Below are 23,996 nucleotides of genomic sequence, written 5' to 3' on the forward strand. Positions count from 1 at the left end.
GTGCCGCGCGGCTTCAGTCACCTTCAGGAAAGCTGTAGCCCAGACCGCGCATGGTCTTGACCACGTCGTCGCCCAGCTTGCGCCTGAGGTTGCGGACATAGGTTTCCACCACGTTGGACTCGGCGTCAAATCTTCCGTCCCAGACCCGGTCAATCAGTTCTTCACGGGTGTAGACCCGCCCGGGGTGCGAGGACAGCACCTCGATCAGCGAAAACTCTTTGGCGGTCAGCGCCATCCGCTCGCCCTTGCGGTACACGGCGCGGGCCGTCCAATCGAACTTGAGGTCGCGCCAAACAAGGCTGCTTTGCACCTCGGCGCGGCTGCGGCGGGCCAGCGCCCGCAGGCGTGCCTGCACCTCGCCCAGATGAAACGGCTTGACCAGATAATCGTCGCCGCCCGCGTCCAGTCCTTCGATCCGGTCTTCCACCGCGTCGCGGGCAGTCAGGTACAGCACGGGCGCAATAATTCCCCCCGCCCGCAGCCGCCGCACCAGATCAAAGCCGCTGACCGGCCCTTCCGGGAGGCCCACGTCCACCATTAGGGCGTCATAAGGAAAGCTGCGGGCCAGCGCTTCGGCTTCCTCAGCGCTGCCGGCTTCGTCGACCGCGTAGCCCGCCTCGCGCAGACTTGCCGATAAGGGGCGGCGGATATCGGGTTCATCTTCAATAACCAGAAAGCGCATAGGGCATGGTAAGCGCTCAAGGTGAGGAGGGAGATGAAAGGAGGGGGGAGCGGCCGCCTAGAGTCTGGGTTCCGACTTGCCGCGCCACGCCAGCTTCATCCGCTGGCCGATGCGCTTGTGCAGCTTGGGAGCAAAGTTCTTGCTGAAGTCGAGGGTGGCCATTTCGCTGCCGACGTCATGGCCGTACTTCTCGCTCAGGAAATAGCGGTGATCCATAACCCACAGGTAAAGGTCGGCTTCGGTGCGGCCCGGAAAACGGCGCATCACCCCGTGCGCTTCTATATTTTCCACGATGCGGCTGTACAGTCGGCGGTACCAGCTCTCCACCGCTTCTTCCCAGGTCACGGGGCGCTCACGTCCAGGCTTGAGGTCGAGGTAATAGCGCCTGGCTTCGATGTGTTCGAGCAGCTTGGCGTAGCGCCCCGGCTTGGTAAAGAAGATGTCTTTGTGGTTGGGCGAGACTTCATCCAGTTTGGTGGCACGCAGAAAATGAGCGTACTCGCCTTTGATGATCATGTCTTTGAGCGTGTCGCCTTCGCTGGGCGGAACGGTGACATGCAGCTCGATGATGTTGGCGTCGATGTACGCCTGTCCCTGGCGGCGGGCCACGCTGACACGGTGATTGCCGTCTTTGACGAAGTAGAGTTCGCCGACTTTGTAGACCTGAATCGGCGGCAACTCCTTGCCTTCGAGTTGAGCGCGGCGAATCCCCACCCAGCGCTCGTCGAGGTGCTTTTCTTTGGGCAGGTAATAGCGGTCAAATTCGCGGTAGCGGTCAACCGAGCCGATGATGTGATCCACCGGAATGGCTTGGACGCCGAGCTGATATTCGGCGTCGGGGGCGAGGTGGCGCACCCAGTCAAAGGGAGTCAGTTCGTTGTGCATTCCGCGAAGAACGCTGAGAAAGTCGCGGACATCGGCCAGCAGGCGGGCACGTTCGACGTCGGTTTTGGCTTGGTTGGTGCTGAAGGCGCTCATGAAACTCCTATGGCGACCAATGACGAGGGCGAGTGAGAAGGCCGCCGCTGTTGAAAGTGAGTATACTGCGCCGGCTCTGCTGAAAGACTGACAGTCCATGGTCACGGTGAGGTCAACGCGGTGAGCGCCCTGCCCAAGCTGCCAACCGACCAACCTGATAGCATCCCCGGATGAACCTCAAAGCCCAACTCAAAGCCGCTGTAGAGCAGGCCGCCCAAGTCCTGACCGACGCACAGGGTCTTGCTCCCCTGGAAGTGGCGATTCAGGAAACCCCGCCGGGCAAAGCCGGCGACTACGGCACGCCCGCCGCCTTCCAGCTCGCCAAGTTGCTGAAGGCCAACCCGGCGCAGGTGGCGCAGCAGCTTGCCGAAAGTGTGAAGCTGCCCGCTGGCATCGCCCGCGCCGAGACGGCTGGTCCCTTCCTTAACTTTTTCGTGGACGCCGGGGTGTTCGTGCAGTCGGTAGTCACCGACCCGGCCACCCCGCAGCAGGGCAGCGGCAAAGTGGTGATCGAGCACACCTCGGTCAATCCCAACAAAGAGCTTCACGTCGGACACGTCCGCAACGTGGTGCTGGGCGACAGCATGGGGCGCATCTTCCGGGCCGCCGGACACGAAGTCGAGATTCAGAACTACATCGACGACACCGGACGCCAGGCTGCCGAGAGCCTCTACGCCCAGGCGCATTACCGCCGCAAGTGGGACGGCAAGCAGAAATACGATCACTTTATGGGCGAGGGCTATGTGCGCCTCAACGCCGATGCCGACAAACCCGAACTCGAAGAGGGCATCCGGGCGATTATTCACCGCCTGGAAACCGGCGAACTGCGCGGAGAGATCGAGCAGATCGTGGCCGCCCACCTCAACACCTGCTTCCGGCTGGGCGCACGCTACGACTTGCTCAACTGGGAATCGGACGTGGTGGGCAGCGGCTTTTTGAGCCAGGCCATGAACATCTTGCAGGAAAGCCCGTATAGCTCGCGCCCCGCTGAAGGCAAATTTGCTGGAGCTTTCGTGATGGACGTCTCGCACTTCATGCCGGGCCTAGAAGAGTCCAAAGTGGTGCTGATGCGCTCGGACGGCAGCGCCATGTACGCTGCCAAAGACATCGGCTATCAATTCTGGAAATTCGGGCTCTTTGAAGGCATGAAATTCAAGCCGTTCATGCTCGATCCCGAAGGCCACACCATCTGGACGTCCGCCCCCGATGGTGAGCCCGATACCCAGCACCGCTTCGGCCACGCCGCTGAAGTCATCAACGTGATCGACTCGCGTCAGGAACATCCCCAGAAAGTCGTCAAAGCCAGCTTGGGCGTGGCGCAGCATCCCGAGCAGGAAGAGCGCAGCATCCATCTGTCGTACGCTTTCGTGACCTACGAGGGCCAGACCATCTCGGGCCGCAAGGGCATAGGCGTCAGCGCCGACGCGGTACTGGACGAAGCCGAGCAACTCGTCACCGAGCTGATGCAGAGTCTCAAGCCGGACGTGATCGGCACTTCCGAGGGCTCGGAGATCGTGCGCCGCATCGCGGTGGGGGCTATCCGCTTTGCCATGCTCAAGGCCGAGCCGACCCGCCAGATCGATTTCCGCTGGGATCAGGCGCTGGCCCTGCAAGGCGACACCGCGCCGTATGTGCAGTACGCGGCGGTGCGGGCCGGAAACATTCTCAAGAAAGCGGCGGCGGAAGGCTACGCCGTGGACGGCAGCGGGGCCGATTGGTCGATGGTGACGGAACTGGACTTGAACCTCGCCAAGATCGTGGCCAAGTATCCCGAAGTCATCGCCAACTCGGTGCGCGTTCACAGTCCGCATGTAGTGGCGCAGTACGCCCTCGATCTGGCGGCGGCGTTCAACGGCTGGTACAACGCCAAAACTAAGGAAGGCCGCCCCGCCACCAACGTGCTCGCAAGCGAACCGGGATTGCGTGAAGCGCGGCTCGCCTTGGTGGGCAGGTTGCAACGCGCCTTCGTGCAGACGCTGGGCCTGATCGGGATCGAGGTGCCGAGCGCGATGTGAGATTTGAGAGACTCTCTCAGAGCCTGTATTACTTCCGCGCCTGCAACTCCTGAACGAAGGCCACCACCTGATCGGCCACCTGTGGGCTGAGGTGCGAGCCGCCGAGGTGCGGGCCAGCCGTGCGGATCAGTGAACTGCCGCTGCCCGCCGCTTTGGCATACAGCGCCGCGCCGTTGCGGGCAAAGTTGACGGTTTCGTCTTGCGGGCTGCCGAACACCAGCAGCGGCAGCCGGAAACTTTTGGGCAGCGAGCCGAGCGGGTCTTCGTGCGCGGCGGGCGGGCGGCCTCCCAGTCCGTAAGCGGCGCTGAGTTCCGGCTTGCGCGACTTGCCGCTGAGCCAGGCGTCTTTAAGGTTGACCCGCCCGTCGATCAGGATCAGCCCCTGAACTTCAAACACCGCGTCCACGGCTGCCCGCAGCGCCGACATCCCGCCCATCGAAACGCCCAGCGCGTAGGTGCGGCCCGAGAACTTGAAAACCGAGCGCGACAGCGTGTGGTCGCGGGTGAGTTGCCACAGCGCTTCCGGCCCGCCCCAGCCGTCGGGGCCGCCCTCGGCGGAGAGCAGCACCGGTAACTTGGCAGCCAGCAACCGGCGCACGAACGGCTGAAAACTGGGGCTGTTCAGCAGTTCCAGCGGGGTGCGCCCGCGCGTGTGCGACAAGGTCAGCAGCGGGCAGGCCTGCGTGCGGCACCCCGGCGGCACCAGCAGCACGCCGTCTTCCGGCAGCAGGTAAACGCTCTGCCCGGCAAAGGCGCTGAGGGTCGTGGGGGTCAGTGCCGGAGCAGACAGCGCCGAAGACGGCAGTCCGTTCATGGCCGCCGCGCCGCTGAGCGTAAGGCCCAAGAGAAGAGTGAAAAGCCGTGAACGCATCGGCCCTATCTTAGCGGGCAAAACCTGAGCGGTTGGGGACTTACCGGTTAAAAACCCAGTGGTGAGAAAATCAGCGCCCAAAGAACAGTCCACTCAGCTTTAAGCGGGCCAGCAGCTTGGCCATCCCGAATGGCAGCGCCAGCGACACCAGCACCATCAGCGCGAACATCGGCAGCGCAGGTGCAGCGCCCAGTCCGGCGACACCTTCGGTGGGCAAGAGACTTTCCAGACCTTCCAGAATCGCCGGGTGAATCAGGTAAATCTGGAGCGAAAAGCCGCCCAGCACCCCCACCCATTTGAGCCGCCCGCGCTGCCACAAGCTGTAGCCTGCGCCCAGCACCACCAGCGCCATCGGCGTGGTATAAGCCCAGCCCGAGGCGCTGTAGAGCCAGGGGTTGATCCGTGCTCCGTCCAAAAAGGCCAGTGCCAGCGGCAAGTGCAGGGCCAGCGCGGCGGCGGTAAAGAGCAACACGCGGCTGCGGCGCAGTGTCCACCAGTCCTGAAATTCATTCCAGCGTGCGCCCACCGCCGTGCCCAAAATCACCGGAGCCAAGTACCACAGCACCGTAGACGCCGGATACAGCAGGTGCAGGGCGTATTTGTTGAGCCAGTAGATGCCGATTTGCACCGCCAACCCCAGCCCCAGCGCCGCCGAGATTCTCAGGCGACCTCGGGCCAGCGGCAGCAAAAAGGGCAGTACCACATAGGATTCGAGTGCCACCAGCAAAAAGTACAGATGGTAATTGCCTTTGCCGTAGCCCAGCCAGAGTTGCCACTTTTCAGGCTTCAGCAAATCGTCCCAGGGCCGGTCGCCCAGCCAAGCGCTCCACAGCAAGTACAGCACCGTCCACAGCAAATACGGCCACGCGCCGCGCACGACCCGCCGCCAGAAGTAGCGCCCGAAGTTGGGCGACTTCAGCAGGCTACGGGTCAGCACCGCCGCCGACAAAAAGAGGAAGCCGGGAACGGCGAAATGCAGCACCCGGTTGAGTACAGTCAAAAACAGCAGCGCCGCCGAGCCGTCTGCTGCGTAGTCGCGGGCCGCGCCGGAAGAATGGTGCAAGACCACTTCCAAAATTGCCAAGCCCCGAAAATAATCCACCGGAGTCAGGGCGGTTGGGGCTTGCTCCAGTGGCTGCTCGGTGCTGGCAAGGGGAGTGAGGTCGGGCGCAGACATGGTTAGCGCAGCATTGTGTCACGAATGAGCGGGCGCGGGCGAGGCTTGGGCCACCTTCTGGTGAGAACCGGCGCAGCCGAGGCCTTCTGGCCCACTCCACCCGGCGGGTTATTCCCAGTAGTCGTGGGGTTGCCCGTCTTCAGGCAGTTCGGCGTCCAGCTGCACTTGATCGGCCCACACCGTCATCTGGGTCAGCCTTGCCGCGCCAAAGGTGGTGGTAAAGGCCACGTCCGCCGCGTCGCGCCCAGTGGCGATCAGGATGCGGCCAATCCGGGGCTTGTTGTGACGGGCATCAAAGGTGCGCCACTGGCCGTCAATGAAGGCTTCAAACCAAGCGTGAAAATCCATCGGCACGCCGTCAGGCGGAATGCCGATGTCGCCGAGGTAGCCGCAGGCGTAGCGGGCAGGAATATTGAGCGCCCGGCAAAAGGCCACGCCCATGTGCGCGAAGTCGCGGCACACCGCTTTGCCCGAAGCGTAAGCCTGCTGGGCCGTGGTGGTGGAATTGCTGCCCACGCCGTACATGCAGCTTCCGTAGAGGTGATCGGAAATGGCCTGCACCTGCGCCCAGCCGCCTTGAATATGCCCAAAGCGCTCCCAGGCTTCGGCGGCCAGCAAATCCGAATCTGCATACCGGCTCGGCAGCAAAAAGCGCAAGGTGTCGTCGGGCAAGTCTTCCACCAGCGTCTTGGGCAAATCGGGAAACTGAGGATCGGGCCGCCCTGAGACTTCGGCCATCACGTCATGGCTGATGGTCAAGGTGCCGGGCTGGGCCAGCATGCGCCAGATCACGTTGCCGTGGGCGTCAAAATAGCGGTGCAGATGGGTTACGCCCTCTCCCGGCTCAATCAGGCGGCGCGACTGCAACAGCCGCTGGCCGGGGCGCTCTTGCGGTTCGACCACAAACAGCATCGGGGTGGGAAACGGCACGTCGAACGTGAGTGAAAAGCCCACGCGAACGCGGATGATCTCGGTCAGGGGTAGAGCTGGCGCGGGCGCAGACATGCTCTATCTTCTCACAAGAAAACCGAGAAAAGATGGGGTGAGGCCTGCCGAACTCTTGAGAAAGCTAGGCAGGTTCAGGTGGGGCGGCTTCTGTGCTGTCGGCCCACCTGAACCTGCCTAGCTTTCCTTCCCACACCCCGCAGCCCCCTTGCAGTTACCCTAAATCCATGAACCGCCCACCCAACCGTCTGGCCCAAGAATCCAGCCCTTATCTGCGCCAGCACCAAGACAATCCGGTGGACTGGTATCCGTGGGGCGAGGAAGCTTTCGCCGCCGCCCGTGAGCGCGACGTGCCGCTGCTGCTGAGCGTGGGCTACTCGACTTGCCACTGGTGCCACGTGATGGCGCACGAGAGCTTTGAAAACGCGCAGATCGCCGAGTTTATGAACGCGCATTTCGTGAATATCAAAATAGACCGCGAGGAGCGCCCCGACGTGGACGGAATTTATATGAGCGCGGTGCAGGCGCTGACCGGCTCCGGCGGCTGGCCGATGACGGTGTTCGCCCTGCCCAGCGGCGAGCCGTTTTATGCCGGAACGTATTTTCCGCCGCAAGACCGCCAGGGCCTGCCCAGTTTTGCCCGCTTGCTGAGCAGCATGGCGACGACTTGGCAAGAGCAGCGGGAAAAGATTCTGGGCAACGCCGAGGCCGTCACCGCCCACCTGAGAGAGCAGACGCCGCCGCAAACCGAGTCGCCGCTGCCGGAAGACTTTCTGACGCAGGGTGTGGAGAACCTCAGCCGCGTGTATGACGCCCGCTACGGCGGATTTGGCCGCGCTCCCAAGTTTCCCGCACCCACCACGCTGAGCTTCTTGCTGACTCAGCCGCAGGGGCGGGACATGGCGCTGGCCACCCTGACCATGATGGGACGCGGCGGGATCTACGACCAGCTCGGCGGCGGCTGGCACCGCTACAGCGTGGATCAGTACTGGTTGGTGCCGCACTTCGAGAAGATGCTCTACGACAACGCCCAACTGACCCGCACGCTGCTCAGCGCTTATCAGGTCAGCCAAAACCCTGATTTCTTGCGCCTTGCCCGCGAAACCCTGAGCTACCTGGAGCGCGAGATGCTGGGGCCGGAGGGTGGGTTTTACAGTGCCCAAGACGCCGACCAAAACGGCATCGAGGGCCAATTCTTTGTCTGGACGCCGCAGGAACTCAAGCTTCTGGGCGAGGACGCTGAGTGGGTTCAGGCTTACTTCGGCGTGACGCCGGAAGGCAATTTCCAAGACCCCCACCGTCCCGAGTTTGGGCGGCGCAGCGTGCTGAGCGTGCCGAAAGACCTCGGCGTGCTGGCCGCCGAACTGGGCCGAGACGAAACGGAGCTGAGCGAGAAGCTGGCCCGCGCCAGACAACTCCTCTTTGAGGAGCGCCAAAAGCGCACGCCCCCCGGCACCGACGACAAAATCCTGACTTCCTGGAACGGACTGGCGCTGGGGGCTTTTGCCGAAGCGGCCCGCATCACCGCTGAGCCTCACTTTCTGGAGATTGCCAAGCAAAATGCCGAGTTTGTCTGGAAGCATTTGCGCGATCCGGACGGCGGCCTGCTGCACACTTACAAATCCGGAGTGGCCAAAGTGCGCGGCCTCTTGGAAGATCAAGCGCTTTACGGGCTGGGCTTGGTTTCTCTTTATCAAGCGGGCGGCGACCTTAAACATCTGCACTGGGCGCGGGAACTCTGGCAGTTTTGCGCTGCTCACTTCTGGGACGAGGACGCGGGCTTGTTTTACTCCACGGGCGGCCCCGCCGAGAAGTTGCTGACCCGGCAGGCGCAGGCCTTCGACTCGGCGGTGATGAGCGACAACGCCGCCGCCGCGCTGCTGGGAATGTGGATGTCACGCTATTTTGCGGGGGAAACCGAGGGCGAACGGCTGGCTAGGCGAACTGTGCAGACCTTTGGCGATCAGATGCTCAGCGCGGCGGGGGGCTTCGGGGGCCTGTGGCAAGTCGCGGCCTTTTTGGATTCGCCGCACACCGAAGTGGCCCTACTCGGCACGCCGGAGCAGCGCCGCCCGCTGGAAGTTGAATTGGCCCGTCACTTTTTGCCGTTCAGCGTGATCGCTCCAGCGGCCATCGGCGGCGGCTTGGAGGTGCTGGAACACCGCAGCGGCGCGGGGGTGGCGTATGTCTGTGTTAACCGCGCCTGCGATTTGCCGACCTCGCAGGTGGACGTGCTGGCCCAGCAATTGGGCAAGATCAGCGGGGAGCGGTGAGGGTGCGCCGCGCTCCTGCCTCAAGGAAGCTGAAAGCGCTCCTCAGCCGCTGAACACGCCGGAGGTTCAAACTGCTTGCATCTCAAGTTCAGCAGGAGGGTTTTAATGAGCGATCCACATGACGCCGCCAATCCGCGTAACGACCTCAGCACCCGGGGCGATCCCAAAGACGACCACGAGTCTCACTACACCACCGCGCCCTCAGATGACCGCGTGGGAACACAGGACAAAGGCATCGGCGGCCTGCAAAATCAGGACGACCACGAATCCGGTCAGGGAGCGCAGACCTTCAAGGGTGTCAATCCTCTGGTGACCCGCGACCCCGACGCCTTCGAACACGCGCCGCAAGAAGCAGCCTACGCGGGTGCAGACGCGCCAGTGAGTACGCTCGGCGGCGTGCCGCCCGTTGCCGCGATTCCCGGCGACCTCAGCGCTGGCCTCTCGGTGATGCCGGGCGGCGGCATCGGCGGGGTCATGCAGTCCGACCCCTTTCTGGCCCGCGACATCGACCCGAATCCGGCTTATACCCCGCCCAGCGAGGAAGTCACGCCCCATCCCAACGAGGGAGCCGCCGGCGTGCCAGCTGGCGCACCCGGCGAGGGCTACCTCGAAGCCAACCTCAACGACACCGTGAGTACCGACAAAGACCGGCGCTGAGCGCACAGAAGGACAGATCATGACCGATCCCAACGACATGAACGGCAGTGATGTTCCGCAACTGGACAACCCGGCGGGCGTGCCGAACTCCAGCGGCAGCGAGTTGCCCACCAACGAAGAGATGGGCGGCCTCAGCAGCGGTGTGGGCGGCATGAGTAAAGCGCCCCGGGTGGACGATTCCATCATCGACGAGATCGGCGGCACGGGTGAAGCGAGCTTGAGCCGCAATCCTGATGATGCGGCGGGCTCTCCCGTGCATCAGGTCTCGGGCAAGAAAACGGACGAAGTGCCGTAAAGCGTTCATAAAATATAAGTAAGCAAAACCGCCGCCCTTGACGAGAACACTCGGTCTGGGCGGCGGTTTTGCTTGCAAAATTACAACGGCAAAACGTACACCACGCCGTCTTCCACTTCAGTTTTGTAAATCTGCACCGGTTTGAGGGCGGGCAAGGTTTTGGCTTTGCCAGTCGCCAACTCGAATTTTCCGCCGTGCTTCTCGCAGGTGATCCGGCCATTGTCGACGTCGCCGCCGAGCAGCGGGTAATTTTGGTGGCTGCAGTTGTTGCGCAGCGCGTAGTACTGGTTTTCAAAGTTGATGACCACGACGGAGTGGCCGCCCAGCATCACTTCGGTCTGGCTGCCTTCGGGCAGGGCGTCCACCGCACCGACTTCGATGCGGCTGGTTTGCGTTTGTGTCTCACTCATGAGGGGAGTTTAGCGGGCGGCGTGTCCCTGCGCCCGGGCAAGCGCCACTAAGTCGCTGATGGCAGCAGGCCAGCTCGGAAAATCGAAAGTGAATCCAGCGTTCACGAGTCTCTCCGGCACAGTCCAGCGGCTCTTGAGCAGCAACTCGGCTTCAGAGTTCATCACCCGTGCGCCGAGTTTGATCAGCCCCGCCGTAGACGGAACGCCCAGCGGCATTCGCCAAGCCCGTCGGTAGGCGGCCAGAAACTCGCGGTTGGTCAGCGGCTGCGGCGCAGTGATGTTGAACGGCCCGGCCAACTCAGCCGCCGCAGGCGAGTCGCGCCCAATCAGAAACTCGACCGCCCGGCAAAAATCCAGTTCGTGAATCCACGAAACATACTGCCCGCCGCCGGCCATCGCGCCCGCGCCGCCCAGCCGCACCACCAAGTCGGTCGTCTGCATCACGCCGCCCTCGCCCACGCCGTACACCATCGCTGTTCGCAGGGCCACCCGCCGGGTAGTTGGCAAGTCTTCTTCTTGCAGCGCCGCTTCCCAGCGCTTTCCCACGTCCACGCTGAAGCCCTCGCCCAACTCGCCGCTCGCCTCGGTCTGCGGTGTGTCGCGGGCGTCCCGGTAAAGAGTGCCAGTGCTGGAATTGAGCCACACCGGCGGCGGAGCGGCGGCTTGCTTGACCGCCCGGCCCAGCGCCCGTGTGCTGTCTATTCGGGAGGCATAAATATCGAGCATGTTCTGGGCGGTGTAGCGGCAATTCACCGTGCGTCCGGCCAGATTGACCAGGGCCGCCGCGCCGCTGATTTCGGCAGTCCACTTGCCCTGCCGCACGCCGTCCCAGCGCACCCAGCGTGCTGGTAAGTCGGTCGGCGGCTGGGAGCGCGACAAAATGACCACCTCCCACCCCCGCGCCGCGAAGAAACGGGCCAGCGCCCGGCCCAGAAAGCCTGACCCACCGGCGATGACCAGCCTCGGTGCTGCCTGATCTGGCCGGATTCTGTTGGGCTGGCTCATACGCCGCACCCCGTTTGCAGCACTTTCCGGAGGCCCTGCGCGGGCGTCCACGTCCAAGCGTAGAGGGTAAAGCCCTCGTAATACGACTCGGAAGTGATGATCTCCATTGTGCCGTCGCCGTTGAGGTCGGCCACGCCTTCCAAGCTGTAGCGGAGATTCATGCGCGGCGCGTCGATATCGTTCGATGCCTTCAGCACGGCGTCTTCTCCCAGCACGGTGGTTTTCGTCTTGCCGTTTACCACGCTTCTGAGCAGCAGCAGTGAGTAATCTCCCGCCGCCGCGTTGGGGGAGGGCACGGGGTTGGCCGCGTCGGAATCTTTGAAAAAACTGGCTTCCAGGAGGACTTCGTCCTTGCCGTCCCCATCCAGATCGGCGCGGATGACCTGTTGCAGCTTGAGTTGCGGAGTGCTCAGGCCGCGCTTTTGCAACTCGGCTTTGATGACGCTCAGATATACACTGCCGCTCGTGGGCAGCGCCGTGACGGAGCGCGGGCGTGCTTTGAGGTCGGCGCGGGTGGCGATCAGCGTCTGCTTGGCCACTCTTTTGGGTGTGAGGTTCACGCTAAAAAAGTCAGCGCACGGCCCGTCATACGAAACAGGGGAGCCGCCCACCGCGTCCACGCTCGGCCCCGTCAGGCCCTGCACCCGGTAGCCCGTATCGGCCTTGACCTTGGGCACCGCCTGCGGCGGTGAGAGCCAGCGCTGAGTGTCCCAGACGCCCAGCAGCGAAGCCGCGTCATCACCCGCGAAGGTCACCAGCACCGGGGCGGTGCCTTCGGCGGCAGCGTGGGCCACCGGCAGCAAGCTGAGCGCGGCCAGCCACACCACGCAGCGGACGGTCACAGCTCGGCGGCCAGTGTCACCCGCTGGCCTCCCCGCGCCGAGGCGAAGAGGGCGTCCAGCACGCGGGCCTGCTTCACGGCGTCTTCGGGCGGATAAAGCAGAGCTTCCTCGCCCCGCGCGGCCCGCTGAAAATGACTCACCATCAAGGTGTAGCCGTTGCTGGGCGCAAAGGTCTCTTCCCGCGTTTGTTCTCCCACCGTTACGCGCAGGGTCAGCGGCTGGTGGTTGCTGGATTCAAACGGCTGCTCCATCTCCAAGCTGCCCGCCGTGCCGTAGAGCGCCAGACGCGGCGTGCCCTGCCAATCAAAAGCGCAACTGATACTTGCCAGCGCTCCACCTCCATTCAGATCTGGGTAGTTCATGACGCCCGAAATGCCCAGATCCACGCCCTGATCCGTCCAGCGGGCCTGCGCCGCCACGCTTCCCGGTTCGCCCAGCAGCAGGCGCATAAAATTGACCGGATAGCAGCCCACGTCGTAGAGCGCTCCGCCGCCCCTGTCGGGCAGCCAGCGAAAGTCGCTGGGGTTGCTCATGAAAAAGCCGTAACTGCCCTGAAGCGATCTGAGTTCACCGAGTTCGCCGCTCCTGACGATCTCGCGGATGCGTGTCACATGCGGCTGAAAGCGGTAAGCGAAGGCCTCCAGCGAGACGCGCCCTGTTTCGAGGGCAACTTGCGCGAACTGCTGGGCTTCTTTGGCGTTTAAACTCAGCGGCTTTTCAGTCAGGACGTGCTTGCCTGCCCGCATGGCGGCGGCGCTCCAGGGCCAGTGCAGATCGTTGGGCAGCGGATTATAAACCGCGTCCAACTCGGCTTCCACCACCTCCTGATACGTCCCGATGCGGGGAGTGTTCCACTCGGCGGCAAAGTCGCGGGCGTGCTCGGAAGCGGGGTCGCGCACGCCGACGATTTCCACCGTGCCGCCGCTTTCACGAATCGCCGGAATCAGGGCGCGGGCGATGCGGGCCGCTCCGAACAGGCCCCAGCGTAGGCCGGGGGCTTGGGTGAAGTGGGTCATGTCTGAGTCTAAGCATTCTGCCCGGCTTGCTGCCCGCTGGTAAAGGCTTGGCGAAGGCGCTTACGGCTTCTAAACTGGGACGCATGGAAACCTGTGCTCACCGGATCAAACTCAAAGCAGGCAGCCTGGAAAGGGTGCGGCAGTGGGCCGAAGAACTCAGCCGCCGCCAAACTGAAGCGCTGGCCACCCTCCGAGACGAAACGGTGATTCTGGAATGCTTTTTTCTGGAGCAGGCCGAGGACGGCGACTACCTGATCGGCGTGATGTGCGCCGAGAATTTTGAGCAGTCGCGGGCCGCCGTAGAACAGTCGCTCCACAGCATTGACGCCTACCATCAGCAGTTCAAAAAAGACACTTGGGAGTCTGGAAAACGCCTGGAACTGCTCGTAGAACTCAATCTACTGGGTGAATTCCGCTAAACTTTCCCCAAATGCAACCTGATTTCGTGATCGTGGGCGCGGGTTCCGGCGGCTGTGTGCTGGCACGGCGGCTCTTAGACGCTGGCGCAAGCGTGCTGCTTCTGGAAGCGGGCGGCCACGACAACCACCCGTTTATCCGAGCTCCCGCTGCCTTCCCGCGCTTGTTCAAGACCCGGTTTGATTGGAACTTTCACACCGCTCCGCAAACTCACTTGCAGGGCCGCCGCTTGTATTGGCCGCGCGGCAAGGTGCTGGGCGGCAGCAGCGCCATCAACGCCACCATTTATATTCGCGGCTCGCAGCAAGATTTTGACGGCTGGAGCGGCCCCGAAGGACAACATACGTCCGGCTGGGGCGCGGGCTGGCGCTGGGCCGATGTGTTGCCGTTTTACAAATCGCTGGAGAAGTTTCGGGGTGACGAAAGCGAGACGCGCAGTCAGGGCGGTGTCCTGCATGTGGGCGAGCGGGCCGCCTCGCACGCCTTATCGCACGCGTTTGTCCGCTCGGCGGCGCGGGTGCTGGACATTCCGGTAAGCCAGAGTTTCAACGACGGCCAGCACCTCGGCGCGGGCCTCTACGAATCCAACCACCTGAGGGGCGTGCGGCAATCGGCCTATCAAGCGTTTCTTGCTTCCCAGCGGGCCAATCCGCGCCTGACCGTGCTGACCGGAGCGAGAATGCTCTCGCTGCTGTGGGAGGGCAAGCGGGTCGTCGGCGTCCGTTTCGGGTATGAGGGGCAAGTCAAAGACGTGCGCGGCGGCGGCGTCATCTTGGCGGCGGGTACGGTGCAAACCCCGCAACTGCTGATGCTGTCGGGCATCGGGCCGGGAGCTGAATTGAAGAAGCACGGCATTGAAGTGCGGATTGAGTCGCCTGGAGTGGGTCAGAACTTACAAGACCACCTCGCCGTGCCAGTCATCTTCAGGTCAAACGCGCCGAGCTTGGACGCTGCCAAAGACTTGCCCGCGCTGGCCGAGTGGGCCCTGAAGCGCAGCGGCCCGCTGAGCAGCAACGTGGCCGAGGCAGGCGCGTTCGCCCACGCCCGCGCCGGGTTGCCGCGCAGCAGCCCGCCGGATTTGCAGTACCACTTCGGCCCGGCTTACTTCCGCGAGCACGGCTTCCAGAAAATGGAGGGCAATCACTTTTCGCTTGGCCCGGTGCTGGTGGATGTTCACAGCCGGGGCCGCGTCACCCTGCACAGCGCCGATCCTGCCGCCGCGCCGATCATTGACCCCTGTTACCTCAGCGACGAGCGCGACGCTCAGAGCTTGCTGGCAGGCGTGCGGCTGGCCCGCCAGATCGCTGCCGAGTCGCCGCTGGCCGACTTCAATGTAGGCGAAAGCCTGCCCGGCGCACAGGCCCAAACCGACGCTGAGCTGCTCACTCACATTCAGCGCGAAGCCGAAACCCTCTATCACCCGGTCGGCACGGCGGCGATGGGCGACACTGAGAGTGCGGTGGTTGACCGCCGCTTGGCCGTGCGCGGCACACAGGGGTTGTGGGTGGCCGACGCCAGCGTCATGCCGCGCATCACCCACGCCAACACCAACGCCACCGCCATGATGATCGGAGCGCGGGCGGCGGCGTTTTTGGTGGAGGGATAGATAAGGGCTGTTGGGTTAATTTTACTGCGACAACGTCCGCTTGAGCAGCGTCACGGGCACCTGCACTTCTTTTTTGTTGCGCCAGACGGTCAGGGTCACGATCTGGCCGGGGCGCTTGGTGGCCACCCGCCGCACCACATCGTAAGAATTCTTGATTCGCACGCCGTCCACTGCCACGACCACGTCGCCCAGCGGCGCGAGCAGTTGGCCTTCGTTGTTCTTGAGGCTGCCGCGCAGACCCGATCTCGCGCCCGCCGAACCCGCCGGAACTTCGTTGACCAGTGCGCCGTTGCTGCTGCTCAGGCCCGCCAGTTGCCGCAGGGCCGGGTCGAGGTCGCCGAGGTTTTGCAAACTCACGCCCAGCGTGCCGCGCTGCGACACGCCAACCGTCTCTAAGTCAGTCAGCGACTGCTTGACGATATTGGCCGGAATCACCACGCCGATGATGCCCGGCACCAACTGACTGGGCGCGGCGTTGGCGTCGGCCACGCCCACCACTGCGCCGCGCGAATCCAGCACAGGGCCGCCGGAATTGCCGCCCTGAATCATGGCGGTGGTCAGCATGTATTCCCCGACCTCGCCGCCGAGCTGATCGTCACGCGGCACATCCGAGCTGGACTTTGAATACGCTCCGGTTGAAATGAAGTTTTGATACTTGAGTGGTGAGCCGATGGCGATGAACTTTTGCCCCAAGACGAGGCGGCTGCTATCCCCGAAGCTCAGGAGTTTCGGCGCACTGACCCCCGATACCCGCAGCACGGCGATGTCAATCCCCGGATCGCTGCCCACCACTTTGGCCGGAACGCTGCGCCCGTCGCTCAAGGTCACGCTCAAGCTCTCCTGATCTTTGATGACGTGGTAATTCGTGACGATCAAGTTGGCTTTATAAAAAAACCCGCTGCCGGTTTCGTTGGGGTTGTCGCCCTGCTGAAGGGCGTCGGCGCGAATCCGCACATTGACCTGCACGGTGGCCGGCAGGGCGCTGCGCGTCACTTCTACGGTGTTGATCTCGTCGGACGTCACCAGCGGGCGCTGCGCCGTGACGCTGCCGGTGACATAAGCGCAGGCCAGCGCCGCGCCCAGCAAGACGCCGATGCCCAGCCCCCGCTGCCAGTTCACTGGCCCGAGCCGCCCGAACTGCTTGAAGGGGCCGCCGCACTTTTGGCTGAGCTGGCCGCGCTGCTCTTGTCGGCGGCTTTGGGCGCTTCGGTTTTGGGCGAACTTGCCGCTGCGCTGTCAGACGAGCTGGCCGAGTCTGCGCTTTTGCTGCCCTCGGCGGTGCTGCTCTCCGCTTTGCCGCTGTCTGGGGCGCTACTCTGGGTGCTGGTTTTGCCCGATGAGCGCGAATCATTGGCATAAAAGCCGCTGCCCTTGAAGGCAATCGCCGGGGCTGACACCAGCCGCTTGACCGGCTCGCCGGTTTCGGGGTGAAGCGTGAGCGCTTCGTCTTTCATGCTCTGTTTGACTTCAAAGGTCTGGTTGGTGATCAGATTGCGGTAAACATACGTTGGCATAACTTTTTCGCGCCTCCAGCGCCACATCTTAGCAATACTCAGCCTAGCGCAGTCGTGAGCCTAGCAGAGTGCGGCGCAGCAAAAAGGAGCAGGTGGCCTGCTCAACCGTTGAACGTCTGAGCTGAGTTGCTGGGCCGAGGTGAGTACGTCACTCATAACACTCCTCGGCGGGATGCTAAGCTGACCCTGCTGCCAAGTGGTTTGGCGGTTCTTTATCTCTTATCCGTCTTTCAGGGAAGCGCAAGATCCCGCTCGGCAGAACCACGAACACGGGCTGCGGCGGGGGAACGAGGCGGGAGTCATCGAAAAGGCCCGAGATCAAAATGATCGAGGCCCGATTCTGCGGATGCTCTCAGGGTTGATCGCCGAACCCTCCCGGCCCTGCTCACGCGGGGCAAGCGTTCACCGAAAAGCCCGCTGCGAAGCGGAGACAAGGTGGCGTACGGCAGATCAAATTGGTGCCCGCTGACACGGTGACTTAATCACGGTGCTCAGGACGGGCCGGAGTCTTTATGTGCGGAATCGTTGGATACATTGGAGCAAGGCAAGCGCAAGACGTGTTGGTTTCGGGTCTCGCCAAGTTGGAATACCGGGGCTACGACTCGGCGGGCGTGGCTATTTTGCAAAGTGAGCAAGACGGCGGGGGCATCGAGGTTCGCAAAAAAGCGGGCAAGCTGGCGAATTTGGCGGGCGAATTGCAGACGGCTCCGCTCTTGGGCACGCTCGGCATCGGGCACACCCGCTGGGCCACCCACGGCCTGCCCAACGACACCAACGCCCACCCGCACGCTACCGAAGACGGCCAGATCGTGATTATTCACAACGGCATCATCGAGAATTACCTGACGCTCAAAGCTGCTTTGATGCAGCGTGGTCACACCTTCAAATCGGAAACTGACAGTGAAGTGCTGGCCCACCTGATCGAGGAGAAGTACGGACAGGTCGGCGGCAACCTCTACGAAGCCGTGAGGCAAGCGCTGGGCGAGGTGCGCGGCGCTTACGGCATCGTAGTCACGCACGCCAACCACCGCGAGATCGTGGCGGCCCGCACCGTCAGCCCGCTGGTGATGGGCGTCGGTGAAGGCGAGATGTTTCTGGCCTCGGACGTGCCCGCTCTGCTGGCCTACACCCGCCAAATGGTCTTCCTCCACGACGGCGACATGGTGGTGCTGCACGATGACGGCTTCAGGGTCACCGATCTGGCCGGAAACGAGGTTCAGCGCACCATCGAGCACATCGACTGGGACGCCGAGGCCGCCGAGAAGGGCGGGTACGATACCTACATGCTCAAAGAAATCTACGAGCAGCCCACCGCCCTGACCAACACCCTGATTGGCCGCCTGCACGACGACAGCGGCGAGGTCAATCTGGACATCAATCTCGACCCCAGCAGCTTTAAGCGCATCAGCATCATTGCCTGCGGCACCGCTTACTACGCCGGACTGGTCGGTGAATACCTGATTGAGCAGCTCGCCCGCATTCCGGTGGAAGTGGACGTGGCCTCCGAGTACCGCTACCGCAACCCGCTTGTGAGCGAAGACACTTTGGCCATCGTGATTTCGCAGTCGGGCGAGACGATCGATACGCTCGAAGCGCTGCGTGAAGCCAAAAAATATGGCGCGAAAACGCTGGGCGTTATCAATGCCAAGGGCAGCAGCATGACACGCGAACTCGACGACACCCTCTACATTCACGCCGGGCCGGAAATCGGGGTGGCGAGTACCAAAGCTTACACAGCGATGGTCAGCGCCATGCTGCTGCTGGCCCTCTGGCTGGCCCGCGCCCGTGGCACGCTGGACGAGGTCAAAGCCAAAGAGCTGCTCCACGCCGCCCGTGAACTGCCGCGTCTGGTCGAAGAAGCCCTCTCGCCCGAGCGGGTGGAAAACATCAAACGAGTGGCCGAGAAGTACGCCCACTCACGTGATTATCTGTTCCTCGGGCGCGGCGTCAACGCGCCTACCGCCCTTGAAGGTGCCCTGAAGCTCAAGGAAATCAGTTACATCCATGCCGAGGGCTACGCGGCGGGCGAGATGAAGCACGGCCCGATTGCCCTGATCGACAGTGACTTGCCGGTGGTGGTGGTGGCCACCGAAAGCCGCCTGCTCGAAAAGACCATCAGCAACGTGCAGGAAGTTCGCGCCCGTGCAGGCAAAGTCATCGCCCTGCTCAGCGACGGCGACATCGAAAATGCCCAGCACGCCGACGACGTGATCTATGTGCCGCGCAGCCACGAGATGGTCAGCCCGGTGGTCAACGTAGTGGCGCTGCAATTGCTGAGCTATTTCACCGCCACGGCGCTGGGCAAGGACGTGGACAAACCGCGCAATCTGGCAAAAAGTGTCACGGTGGAGTGATTAAAGGGCGTGTGAAGTCAGGGGGGCTCTTTTTTTGAAGTGCCGCCAAGGTCTCGGCGCTATGGTAAAGGCGTCTAGCTCGGTGCCCCTTTCCTTCTTCCCGCGCCAGCGACTCAGGAGCAATATGACGCAAAACCAGACCACACAAAATCAGCCCAGCAAGCTTGAGCAACTCAAAGCCATGACCGTCATCGTTGCCGACACCGGCGATATCGAGGCCATCAAAAAGTACCAGCCGCAAGACTGCACCACCAACCCCTCGCTGATTCTCAAAGCCTCGCAGCTTGAAGGCTACAAAGCGCTGATGCAGGAAGCTGGCGGCTGGATCAAGTCGGGCGAAAGTGCCGATGATGTCATCGACAAACTGACCGTGAGCATCGGTACCGAGCTGACCAAGATCGTGCCCGGTTACGTCTCCACCGAAGTGGACGCCCGCCTGTCGTTCGACAAGGACGCCGCCCTGGCCCGCGCCCGCCACCTGATCAAGCTCTACGAGGACAACGGCGTAGGCCGCGAGCGCATCCTGATCAAGCTGGCGTCGACTTGGGAAGGCATTCAGGCTGCCGAAATCCTTAAGAAAGAGGACATCCGCTGCAACATGACGCTGATCTTCGGTTTGGAGCAGGCCATCGCCTGCGCTCAGGCCGGAGCTTACCTGATCTCGCCGTTCGTGGGCCGCATCACCGACTGGTACAAAAAGTCGACGGGCACCAAGGATTACCCGATTGACGAAGACCCCGGCATCCAGTCGGTCAAAGCCATCTACAAGCATTTCAAAGAGCACGGTTACGAGACCATCATCATGGGCGCGTCGTTCAGAAGTGCGGCGCAGGTCGAAGCGCTGGCTGGCTGTGACCGTCTGACCGTTAGCCCGCAGCTTCTCGGCGAACTGGCCGAGGATCACGGCAAGCTCGAGCGCCAACTCACGCCCAGCGGCGGCAAAAGCAGCGACACCCCCGTCACCGAAGCCGACTACCGCTGGAGCCTCGCCGAAGACGCGATGGCCGGCGAGAAGCTCAATGAAGGCATTCGGATGTTCCACCTCGACACTCAGAAGCTCAAAGACCTGCTGACCGGCGGCCAAGCTGAGTCGGCAGGCAAGCAGCCGGTGGCCAAGACCGGAGCGTAAATTCCCACTTGCTCAGCCAGCCGCGTACTTATCGGTCAAGTATGCGGCTGGCCCCTTGACAGGTTGCCCGCCTGCCTGTTAGAATGACTGGCTGCTAGTCATGATGGGCTGGTTTAGGGGAGCTGTTTTGAGTAAGGCACTCCACAATTAAGGGTTTAGTTTACTGGAGAGAAGGCACGCGCCTTGTCTCCCTGCGCCGTGTTTAGGGCCGCCTGAAGGCCCACACAGCGCCGATTTAATCCCTTTTCCTTTCCGCTTCTCCTTGCCCTGCTGTTACCCAGAGGGCCACCCGTGAGGTTGGCATGAAGCCACGCATCGAGCGATTCGGCGAGATTCAAGAAGTCATTAAACTGCCCACCCTGACCGAAATTCAGGTCAATTCATTCAGCACCTTTTTGCAAGAAGGCCGTCCAATCAATGACCGCTTGAATGCGGGTTTGCAGGGCGCGTTCCGCGAAGTTTTTCCGATTGACGAAACTGAGAAAGGGCGCTCCACTGGCCTTGTTTTAGATTACTTAGAGTACCGCCTCGGCGATCCGGTGTATACCCCCGAAGAGTGCCGTGAAAAAGATTTGACGTACCAAGCGCCTCTTTACGCCAAGCTGCAACTCATCCACAAAGACAGCGGCCTGATCAAAGAAGATCAGGTGTTCCTCGGCGACCTCCCGCTGATGACTGGCGACGGCTCGTTCGTCATCAACGGCGCAGACCGCGTGGTCATTTCGCAGATTCACCGCAGCCCCGGTGTGTACTTCACGACCAATTACAAGGGCCTCAAGAAGTACTACACGGCGGCCATTATCCCGATGCCCAAGCGCGGTCCCTGGATCGAGCTGGAATACGCGGGCGGCATCTTAGAGATGAAGGTTAACAAGCGCAAATTTCCGGTGGCGATGTTGCTGCGCGTGCTTGGTTACGACGACGCCAGCCTCAAAGCGCTGTTCAGCGAGTTTGAGCCGGATATTGAACTTCCCGAAGACAAAACGGCAGGCATGGGCGCAGACGAAGCCCTGCTGCGCTTGTTCACGGTGCTGCGCCCCGGCGACCCACCCAAGCGCGACAAGGCCACCCAGTACCTCTACGGCCTCTTGGCCGATCCCAAGCGCTACGACCTCGGCGCTCCGGGCCGCTTCAAGATGAACACCAAGCTGGGCATCAAGCGCGACGACAGCACCCTGCTCAACTTCGTGGACGGCAAGTTCACCGACGCGGGCCTGATCGACACCATCCGCTACCTGATGGCGCTGACCAACGGCCAAACCGAGTCCACCGTGGGCGCGGACGCCGACGGCGTGGCCATCACCGTACCGGTTCGCCCCGACGACATCGACCACCTCGGCAACCGCCGCGTCCGCACCGTGGGCGAACTGCTGGCCGACCAGCTTCGTGTCGGCCTGGGCCGGATGGCGCGTGGCGTGCGCGAGCGCATGCTGCTCGGCAATCCCGACGCTGCCACTCCCACCAAGCTGGTCAACAACCGTCCCATCGTGGCGGCCATGCGCGAGTTCTTTGGACGCTCGCAGCTCAGCCAGTTTAAAGACCAAACCAACCCGCTCTCCGATTTGCGCCACAAGCGCCGCATCTCGGCGCTGGGGCCGGGCGGGCTGACCCGCGAACGTGCCGGATTCGACGTGCGTGACGTTCACCGTACCCACTACGGGCGCATCTGCCCGATTGAAACGCCGGAAGGTGCCAACATCGGTTTGATCAGCTCGCTGGCCAGCTACGCCAAGGTCAATCCGCTGGGCTTTATCGAAGCGCCTTACCGCCGCGTGGAAAATGGCCGTGTCACCGACGACGTGCAGTACATGACCGCCGACATTGAGGACCGCTACGCCGTAGCGCAGGCCAACACGCGTCTGAATGCCGACGGCACCTTTGCTGAAGAGCGCGTCCTTTGCCGTAAAAGCGGCGATCCCAGCTTCTACGAGCACGCCGACGTGCAGTACATGGATGTGTCGCCCAAGCAGATCGTTTCGATCAACACCTCATTGATCCCTTTCCTTGAGCACGATGATGCCAACCGCGCCCTGATGGGTTCGAACATGCAGTCGCAGGCCGTGCCGCTGATCCGCGCCCAAAGCCCCGCTGTGGGTACTGGTGTGGAGGAGCGCGTTATCACCGACTCGGGAACGAGTGTGGTCAGCGACGTGACCGGCACCGTCACCTACGTGGACGCCCGCAACATTCAGGTCACGCTGAGCGAAGACGCGCCCAACATCGATTACGTCAAGGGCAATGTCCGCACCTTTGAGCTGGTGCGCTTTACCCGCTCCAACCAAGGCACCAACCTCGATCAGCACCCCACCGTCTCGTTCGGGGACGAAGTCACGGCGGGTCAGGTCATCGCCGACGGCCCCGCTTCCGACATGGGCCGCCTGGCGCTGGGCCAGAACATCACCATCGCCATCATGCCGTTTGACGGTTTCAACTTCGAAGACGCCATCTGCATCTCCGAAGGGCTGACCCGCAAGGACTTCTACACCTCGGTTCACATTGAGAAAGACGAAGTGGAAGCCCGCGACACCAAACTGGGGCCGGAGAAGATCACCCGCGACATCCCTGGACTCTCGGAAGCCGCCCTGCGTGACCTCGACGAAGACGGCATCGTGCGCGTCGGAGCCGACGTCAAACCCGGCGATATTCTGGTCGGCAAGACCAGCTTCAAGGGCGAATCCGAGCCCACTCCTGAAGAGCGTCTGCTGCGCTCGATCTTCGGCGAGAAGGCGAGAGAAGTCAAAGACACCTCGCTGCGGGTGCAGTCGGGTCAGGGCGGCGTGGTCGTCAAGACCGTGCGTTTCCGCCGTGCCGACGAGGGCGTGGATCTCAAGCCCGGCGTCAGAGAAGTGGTGCGCGTTTACGTGGCCCAGAAGCGTCAGATGCAGGTGGGCGATAAGGTCGCCAACCGCCACGGCAACAAGGGCGTCGTTTCTAAGATTCTGGCCCCCGAAGATATGCCTTACCTCGAAGACGGCACGCCCGTCGATCTGGTGTTCAACCCGCTGGGCGTGCCCTCGCGCATGAACCTGGGTCAGATTTTGGAGACCCACCTGGGCGAGGTCGCTCGCTTGACCGGCCAGAAATTCGTGACCCCGGTCTTCGATTCGGCCACCGAGATCGCCATCAAGGAAATGCTGGAAGTCGCCGCCGCAGAGCGCCTTCAGGCCCGCAAAGACGAGGGCTTTGACCTCGACAAGCGTGAGCAGGAAGTGCTCGACCGCGCCGGGAAGCTCGGCGTGATCGACCAGCCTGCGGGCGAGTACGAAAAAGCCCAGCGCCAGCTTTCACGCACCGGCAAGAGCATCCTGTATGACGGACGCAGCGGCGAGCCGATCAGCGGCCCCGTGGTGGTCGGCACCATGTACGTGATGAAGCTCTACCACATGGTGGAAGACAAGTTGCACGCCCGCAGCACCGGCCCCTACAGCTTGATCACCCAGCAGCCGCTGGGCGGCAAGGCGCAGTTCGGCGGCCAGCGCTTCGGCGAGATGGAAGTCTGGGCGCTCGAAGCCTACGGCGCGGCCCACACCCTCCAGGAAATGCTGACCATCAAGTCCGACGATATTGACGGACGCGACGCGGCTTACCAGAGCATCGTCAAGGGTGAAGAAGTCTCGGGCAGCACCATTCCCGAATCGTTCAAAGTGCTGGTCAAGGAACTCCACTCGCTCGGTCTGGATGTGGAAGTACTCGACCGTCACGACAAGAACGTGGACATTTTCGAAGGGATGTTGCCCAAGCGGTAAACCCCCTCCGCTGCGCCCCTCTCTACGAGTACCAGTAGGGGAGAAGGTGCGGCGGAACAGCCCA

Annotated in this window: 20 protein-coding genes; 9 read left to right on the forward strand and 11 right to left on the reverse strand. The window is 62.6% G+C overall.

Annotation, left to right across the window (positions count from 1 at the left end; translation table 11 throughout):
* Positions 1-13: 13 nt before the first annotated feature.
* Positions 14-682 carry a response regulator transcription factor gene (locus tag EHF33_RS12755; RefSeq protein WP_124872194.1) on the reverse strand — a complete coding sequence of 223 codons (669 nt, stop codon included), beginning with the start codon at positions 680-682 and terminating at the stop codon, positions 14-16.
* A gap of 57 nt (positions 683-739) precedes the next feature.
* The gene (locus EHF33_RS12760) at positions 740-1,660 is read right to left on the reverse strand and encodes a DUF4032 domain-containing protein (protein WP_124872197.1); all 921 of its coding nucleotides are present in this window, start codon (positions 1,658-1,660) and stop codon (positions 740-742) included.
* Positions 1,661-1,830: 170 nt separating this feature from the next.
* On the opposite strand from EHF33_RS12760, the gene EHF33_RS12765 reads away from it, so the two are divergent.
* Positions 1,831-3,675: an arginine--tRNA ligase gene (locus EHF33_RS12765; RefSeq protein WP_124872200.1), complete on the forward strand. Its 1,845-nt coding sequence runs from the start codon at positions 1,831-1,833 to the stop codon at positions 3,673-3,675.
* Between the two features lie 28 nt (positions 3,676-3,703).
* Here EHF33_RS12765 and EHF33_RS12770 read toward each other — a convergent pair whose 3' ends face one another.
* The 3 genes from EHF33_RS12770 to EHF33_RS12780 all read right to left on the reverse strand — a co-directional run bounded on the left by EHF33_RS12770 (position 3,704) and on the right by EHF33_RS12780 (position 6,728).
* Entirely contained in the window at positions 3,704-4,546 is an 843-nt protein-coding gene (locus tag EHF33_RS12770; protein WP_124872203.1) for an alpha/beta hydrolase, read from the reverse strand.
* A 70-nt stretch (positions 4,547-4,616) separates the two neighbouring features.
* Positions 4,617-5,723, reverse strand: coding sequence for an acyltransferase (locus tag EHF33_RS12775; RefSeq protein ID WP_124872206.1), 1,107 nt, complete (start codon positions 5,721-5,723; stop codon positions 4,617-4,619).
* 108 nt (positions 5,724-5,831) lie between these two features.
* The gene (locus EHF33_RS12780) at positions 5,832-6,728 is read right to left on the reverse strand and encodes a transglutaminase-like domain-containing protein (RefSeq protein WP_124872209.1); all 897 of its coding nucleotides are present in this window, start codon (positions 6,726-6,728) and stop codon (positions 5,832-5,834) included.
* Positions 6,729-6,895: 167 nt separating this feature from the next.
* Here EHF33_RS12780 and EHF33_RS12785 point away from each other — a divergent pair, with 167 nt between their 5' ends.
* From EHF33_RS12785 to EHF33_RS12795, 3 genes are all read left to right on the forward strand, one after another.
* Positions 6,896-8,941 (forward strand): thioredoxin domain-containing protein, encoded by a 2,046-nt coding sequence (locus EHF33_RS12785; RefSeq protein ID WP_124872212.1) that lies wholly within the window; start codon positions 6,896-6,898, stop codon positions 8,939-8,941.
* A gap of 105 nt (positions 8,942-9,046) precedes the next feature.
* On the forward strand, positions 9,047-9,598 hold the full coding sequence (locus EHF33_RS12790) for a hypothetical protein (protein WP_124872214.1): 552 nt from the start codon (positions 9,047-9,049) through the stop codon (positions 9,596-9,598).
* Between the two features lie 19 nt (positions 9,599-9,617).
* Positions 9,618-9,893 carry a hypothetical protein gene (locus tag EHF33_RS12795; RefSeq protein WP_124872217.1) on the forward strand — a complete coding sequence of 92 codons (276 nt, stop codon included), beginning with the start codon at positions 9,618-9,620 and terminating at the stop codon, positions 9,891-9,893.
* A gap of 80 nt (positions 9,894-9,973) precedes the next feature.
* Here EHF33_RS12795 and EHF33_RS12800 read toward each other — a convergent pair whose 3' ends face one another.
* The 4 genes from EHF33_RS12800 to EHF33_RS12815 are packed head-to-tail and all read right to left on the reverse strand — an operon-like array spanning position 9,974 to position 13,166.
* Positions 9,974-10,303 (reverse strand): non-heme iron oxygenase ferredoxin subunit, encoded by a 330-nt coding sequence (locus EHF33_RS12800; protein ID WP_124872219.1) that lies wholly within the window; start codon positions 10,301-10,303, stop codon positions 9,974-9,976.
* A 9-nt stretch (positions 10,304-10,312) separates the two neighbouring features.
* Positions 10,313-11,308 (reverse strand): TIGR01777 family oxidoreductase, encoded by a 996-nt coding sequence (locus EHF33_RS12805; protein ID WP_124872222.1) that lies wholly within the window; start codon positions 11,306-11,308, stop codon positions 10,313-10,315.
* Entirely contained in the window at positions 11,305-12,150 is an 846-nt protein-coding gene (locus tag EHF33_RS12810) for a hypothetical protein (protein ID WP_124872224.1), read from the reverse strand. Before EHF33_RS12810 ends, EHF33_RS12805 begins: the two co-directional genes overlap by 4 nt.
* Positions 12,147-13,166 carry a Gfo/Idh/MocA family protein gene (locus tag EHF33_RS12815; protein WP_124872226.1) on the reverse strand — a complete coding sequence of 340 codons (1,020 nt, stop codon included), beginning with the start codon at positions 13,164-13,166 and terminating at the stop codon, positions 12,147-12,149. Before EHF33_RS12815 ends, EHF33_RS12810 begins: the two co-directional genes overlap by 4 nt.
* 83 nt (positions 13,167-13,249) lie before the next feature.
* On the opposite strand from EHF33_RS12815, the gene EHF33_RS12820 reads away from it, so the two are divergent.
* Positions 13,250-13,585: a DUF6176 family protein gene (locus EHF33_RS12820; protein WP_124872229.1), complete on the forward strand. Its 336-nt coding sequence runs from the start codon at positions 13,250-13,252 to the stop codon at positions 13,583-13,585.
* 11 nt (positions 13,586-13,596) lie between these two features.
* The gene (locus EHF33_RS12825) at positions 13,597-15,189 is read left to right on the forward strand and encodes a GMC family oxidoreductase (protein ID WP_124872231.1); all 1,593 of its coding nucleotides are present in this window, start codon (positions 13,597-13,599) and stop codon (positions 15,187-15,189) included.
* Between the two features lie 21 nt (positions 15,190-15,210).
* Here the strand turns inward: EHF33_RS12825 and EHF33_RS12830 are convergent, their stop codons facing one another.
* Positions 15,211-16,308 carry a S1C family serine protease gene (locus tag EHF33_RS12830; RefSeq protein ID WP_124872234.1) on the reverse strand — a complete coding sequence of 366 codons (1,098 nt, stop codon included), beginning with the start codon at positions 16,306-16,308 and terminating at the stop codon, positions 15,211-15,213.
* Positions 16,305-16,703 carry an FmdB family zinc ribbon protein gene (locus EHF33_RS21820; protein WP_124872236.1) on the reverse strand — a complete coding sequence of 133 codons (399 nt, stop codon included), beginning with the start codon at positions 16,701-16,703 and terminating at the stop codon, positions 16,305-16,307. The genes EHF33_RS12830 and EHF33_RS21820 overlap by 4 nt, the downstream gene beginning before the upstream one ends.
* 512 nt (positions 16,704-17,215) lie before the next feature.
* Between EHF33_RS21820 and glmS the strand changes: the two genes are divergently transcribed.
* The 3 genes from glmS (at position 17,216) to rpoB (ending at position 23,932) form a co-directional block, all read left to right on the forward strand.
* Complete coding sequence (glmS, locus tag EHF33_RS12840) at positions 17,216-19,057, forward strand: glutamine--fructose-6-phosphate transaminase (isomerizing) (RefSeq protein WP_124872238.1); 1,842 nt, start codon at positions 17,216-17,218, stop codon at positions 19,055-19,057.
* 124 nt (positions 19,058-19,181) lie between these two features.
* Positions 19,182-20,186, forward strand: coding sequence for a transaldolase (tal, locus tag EHF33_RS12845; RefSeq protein ID WP_124872241.1), 1,005 nt, complete (start codon positions 19,182-19,184; stop codon positions 20,184-20,186).
* A 302-nt stretch (positions 20,187-20,488) separates the two neighbouring features.
* A complete protein-coding gene (gene rpoB / locus EHF33_RS12850) occupies positions 20,489-23,932 on the forward strand; it encodes a DNA-directed RNA polymerase subunit beta (RefSeq protein WP_124872243.1) in 3,444 nt (1,147 codons plus the stop codon).
* Positions 23,933-23,996: the final 64 nt, after the last annotated feature.

Origin of the sequence: Deinococcus psychrotolerans, assembly GCF_003860465.1 — a bacterium.
GTDB lineage: Bacteria > Deinococcota > Deinococci > Deinococcales > Deinococcaceae > Deinococcus > Deinococcus psychrotolerans.

Coding starts and splice junctions, on each gene's coding strand:
- EHF33_RS12755 (WP_124872194.1), bottom strand. CDS start 682: ATGCGCTTTCTGGTTATTGAAGATGAACCCGATATCCGCCGCCCCTTA.
- EHF33_RS12760 (WP_124872197.1), bottom strand. CDS start 1,660: ATGAGCGCCTTCAGCACCAACCAAGCCAAAACCGACGTCGAACGTGCC.
- EHF33_RS12765 (WP_124872200.1), top strand. CDS start 1,831: ATGAACCTCAAAGCCCAACTCAAAGCCGCTGTAGAGCAGGCCGCCCAA.
- EHF33_RS12770 (WP_124872203.1), bottom strand. CDS start 4,546: ATGCGTTCACGGCTTTTCACTCTTCTCTTGGGCCTTACGCTCAGCGGC.
- EHF33_RS12775 (WP_124872206.1), bottom strand. CDS start 5,723: ATGTCTGCGCCCGACCTCACTCCCCTTGCCAGCACCGAGCAGCCACTG.
- EHF33_RS12780 (WP_124872209.1), bottom strand. CDS start 6,728: ATGTCTGCGCCCGCGCCAGCTCTACCCCTGACCGAGATCATCCGCGTT.
- EHF33_RS12785 (WP_124872212.1), top strand. CDS start 6,896: ATGAACCGCCCACCCAACCGTCTGGCCCAAGAATCCAGCCCTTATCTG.
- EHF33_RS12790 (WP_124872214.1), top strand. CDS start 9,047: ATGAGCGATCCACATGACGCCGCCAATCCGCGTAACGACCTCAGCACC.
- EHF33_RS12795 (WP_124872217.1), top strand. CDS start 9,618: ATGACCGATCCCAACGACATGAACGGCAGTGATGTTCCGCAACTGGAC.
- EHF33_RS12800 (WP_124872219.1), bottom strand. CDS start 10,303: ATGAGTGAGACACAAACGCAAACCAGCCGCATCGAAGTCGGTGCGGTG.
- EHF33_RS12805 (WP_124872222.1), bottom strand. CDS start 11,308: ATGAGCCAGCCCAACAGAATCCGGCCAGATCAGGCAGCACCGAGGCTG.
- EHF33_RS12815 (WP_124872226.1), bottom strand. CDS start 13,166: ATGACCCACTTCACCCAAGCCCCCGGCCTACGCTGGGGCCTGTTCGGA.
- EHF33_RS12820 (WP_124872229.1), top strand. CDS start 13,250: ATGGAAACCTGTGCTCACCGGATCAAACTCAAAGCAGGCAGCCTGGAA.
- EHF33_RS12825 (WP_124872231.1), top strand. CDS start 13,597: ATGCAACCTGATTTCGTGATCGTGGGCGCGGGTTCCGGCGGCTGTGTG.
- EHF33_RS21820 (WP_124872236.1), bottom strand. CDS start 16,703: ATGCCAACGTATGTTTACCGCAATCTGATCACCAACCAGACCTTTGAA.
- glmS (WP_124872238.1), top strand. CDS start 17,216: ATGTGCGGAATCGTTGGATACATTGGAGCAAGGCAAGCGCAAGACGTG.
- tal (WP_124872241.1), top strand. CDS start 19,182: ATGACGCAAAACCAGACCACACAAAATCAGCCCAGCAAGCTTGAGCAA.
- rpoB (WP_124872243.1), top strand. CDS start 20,489: ATGAAGCCACGCATCGAGCGATTCGGCGAGATTCAAGAAGTCATTAAA.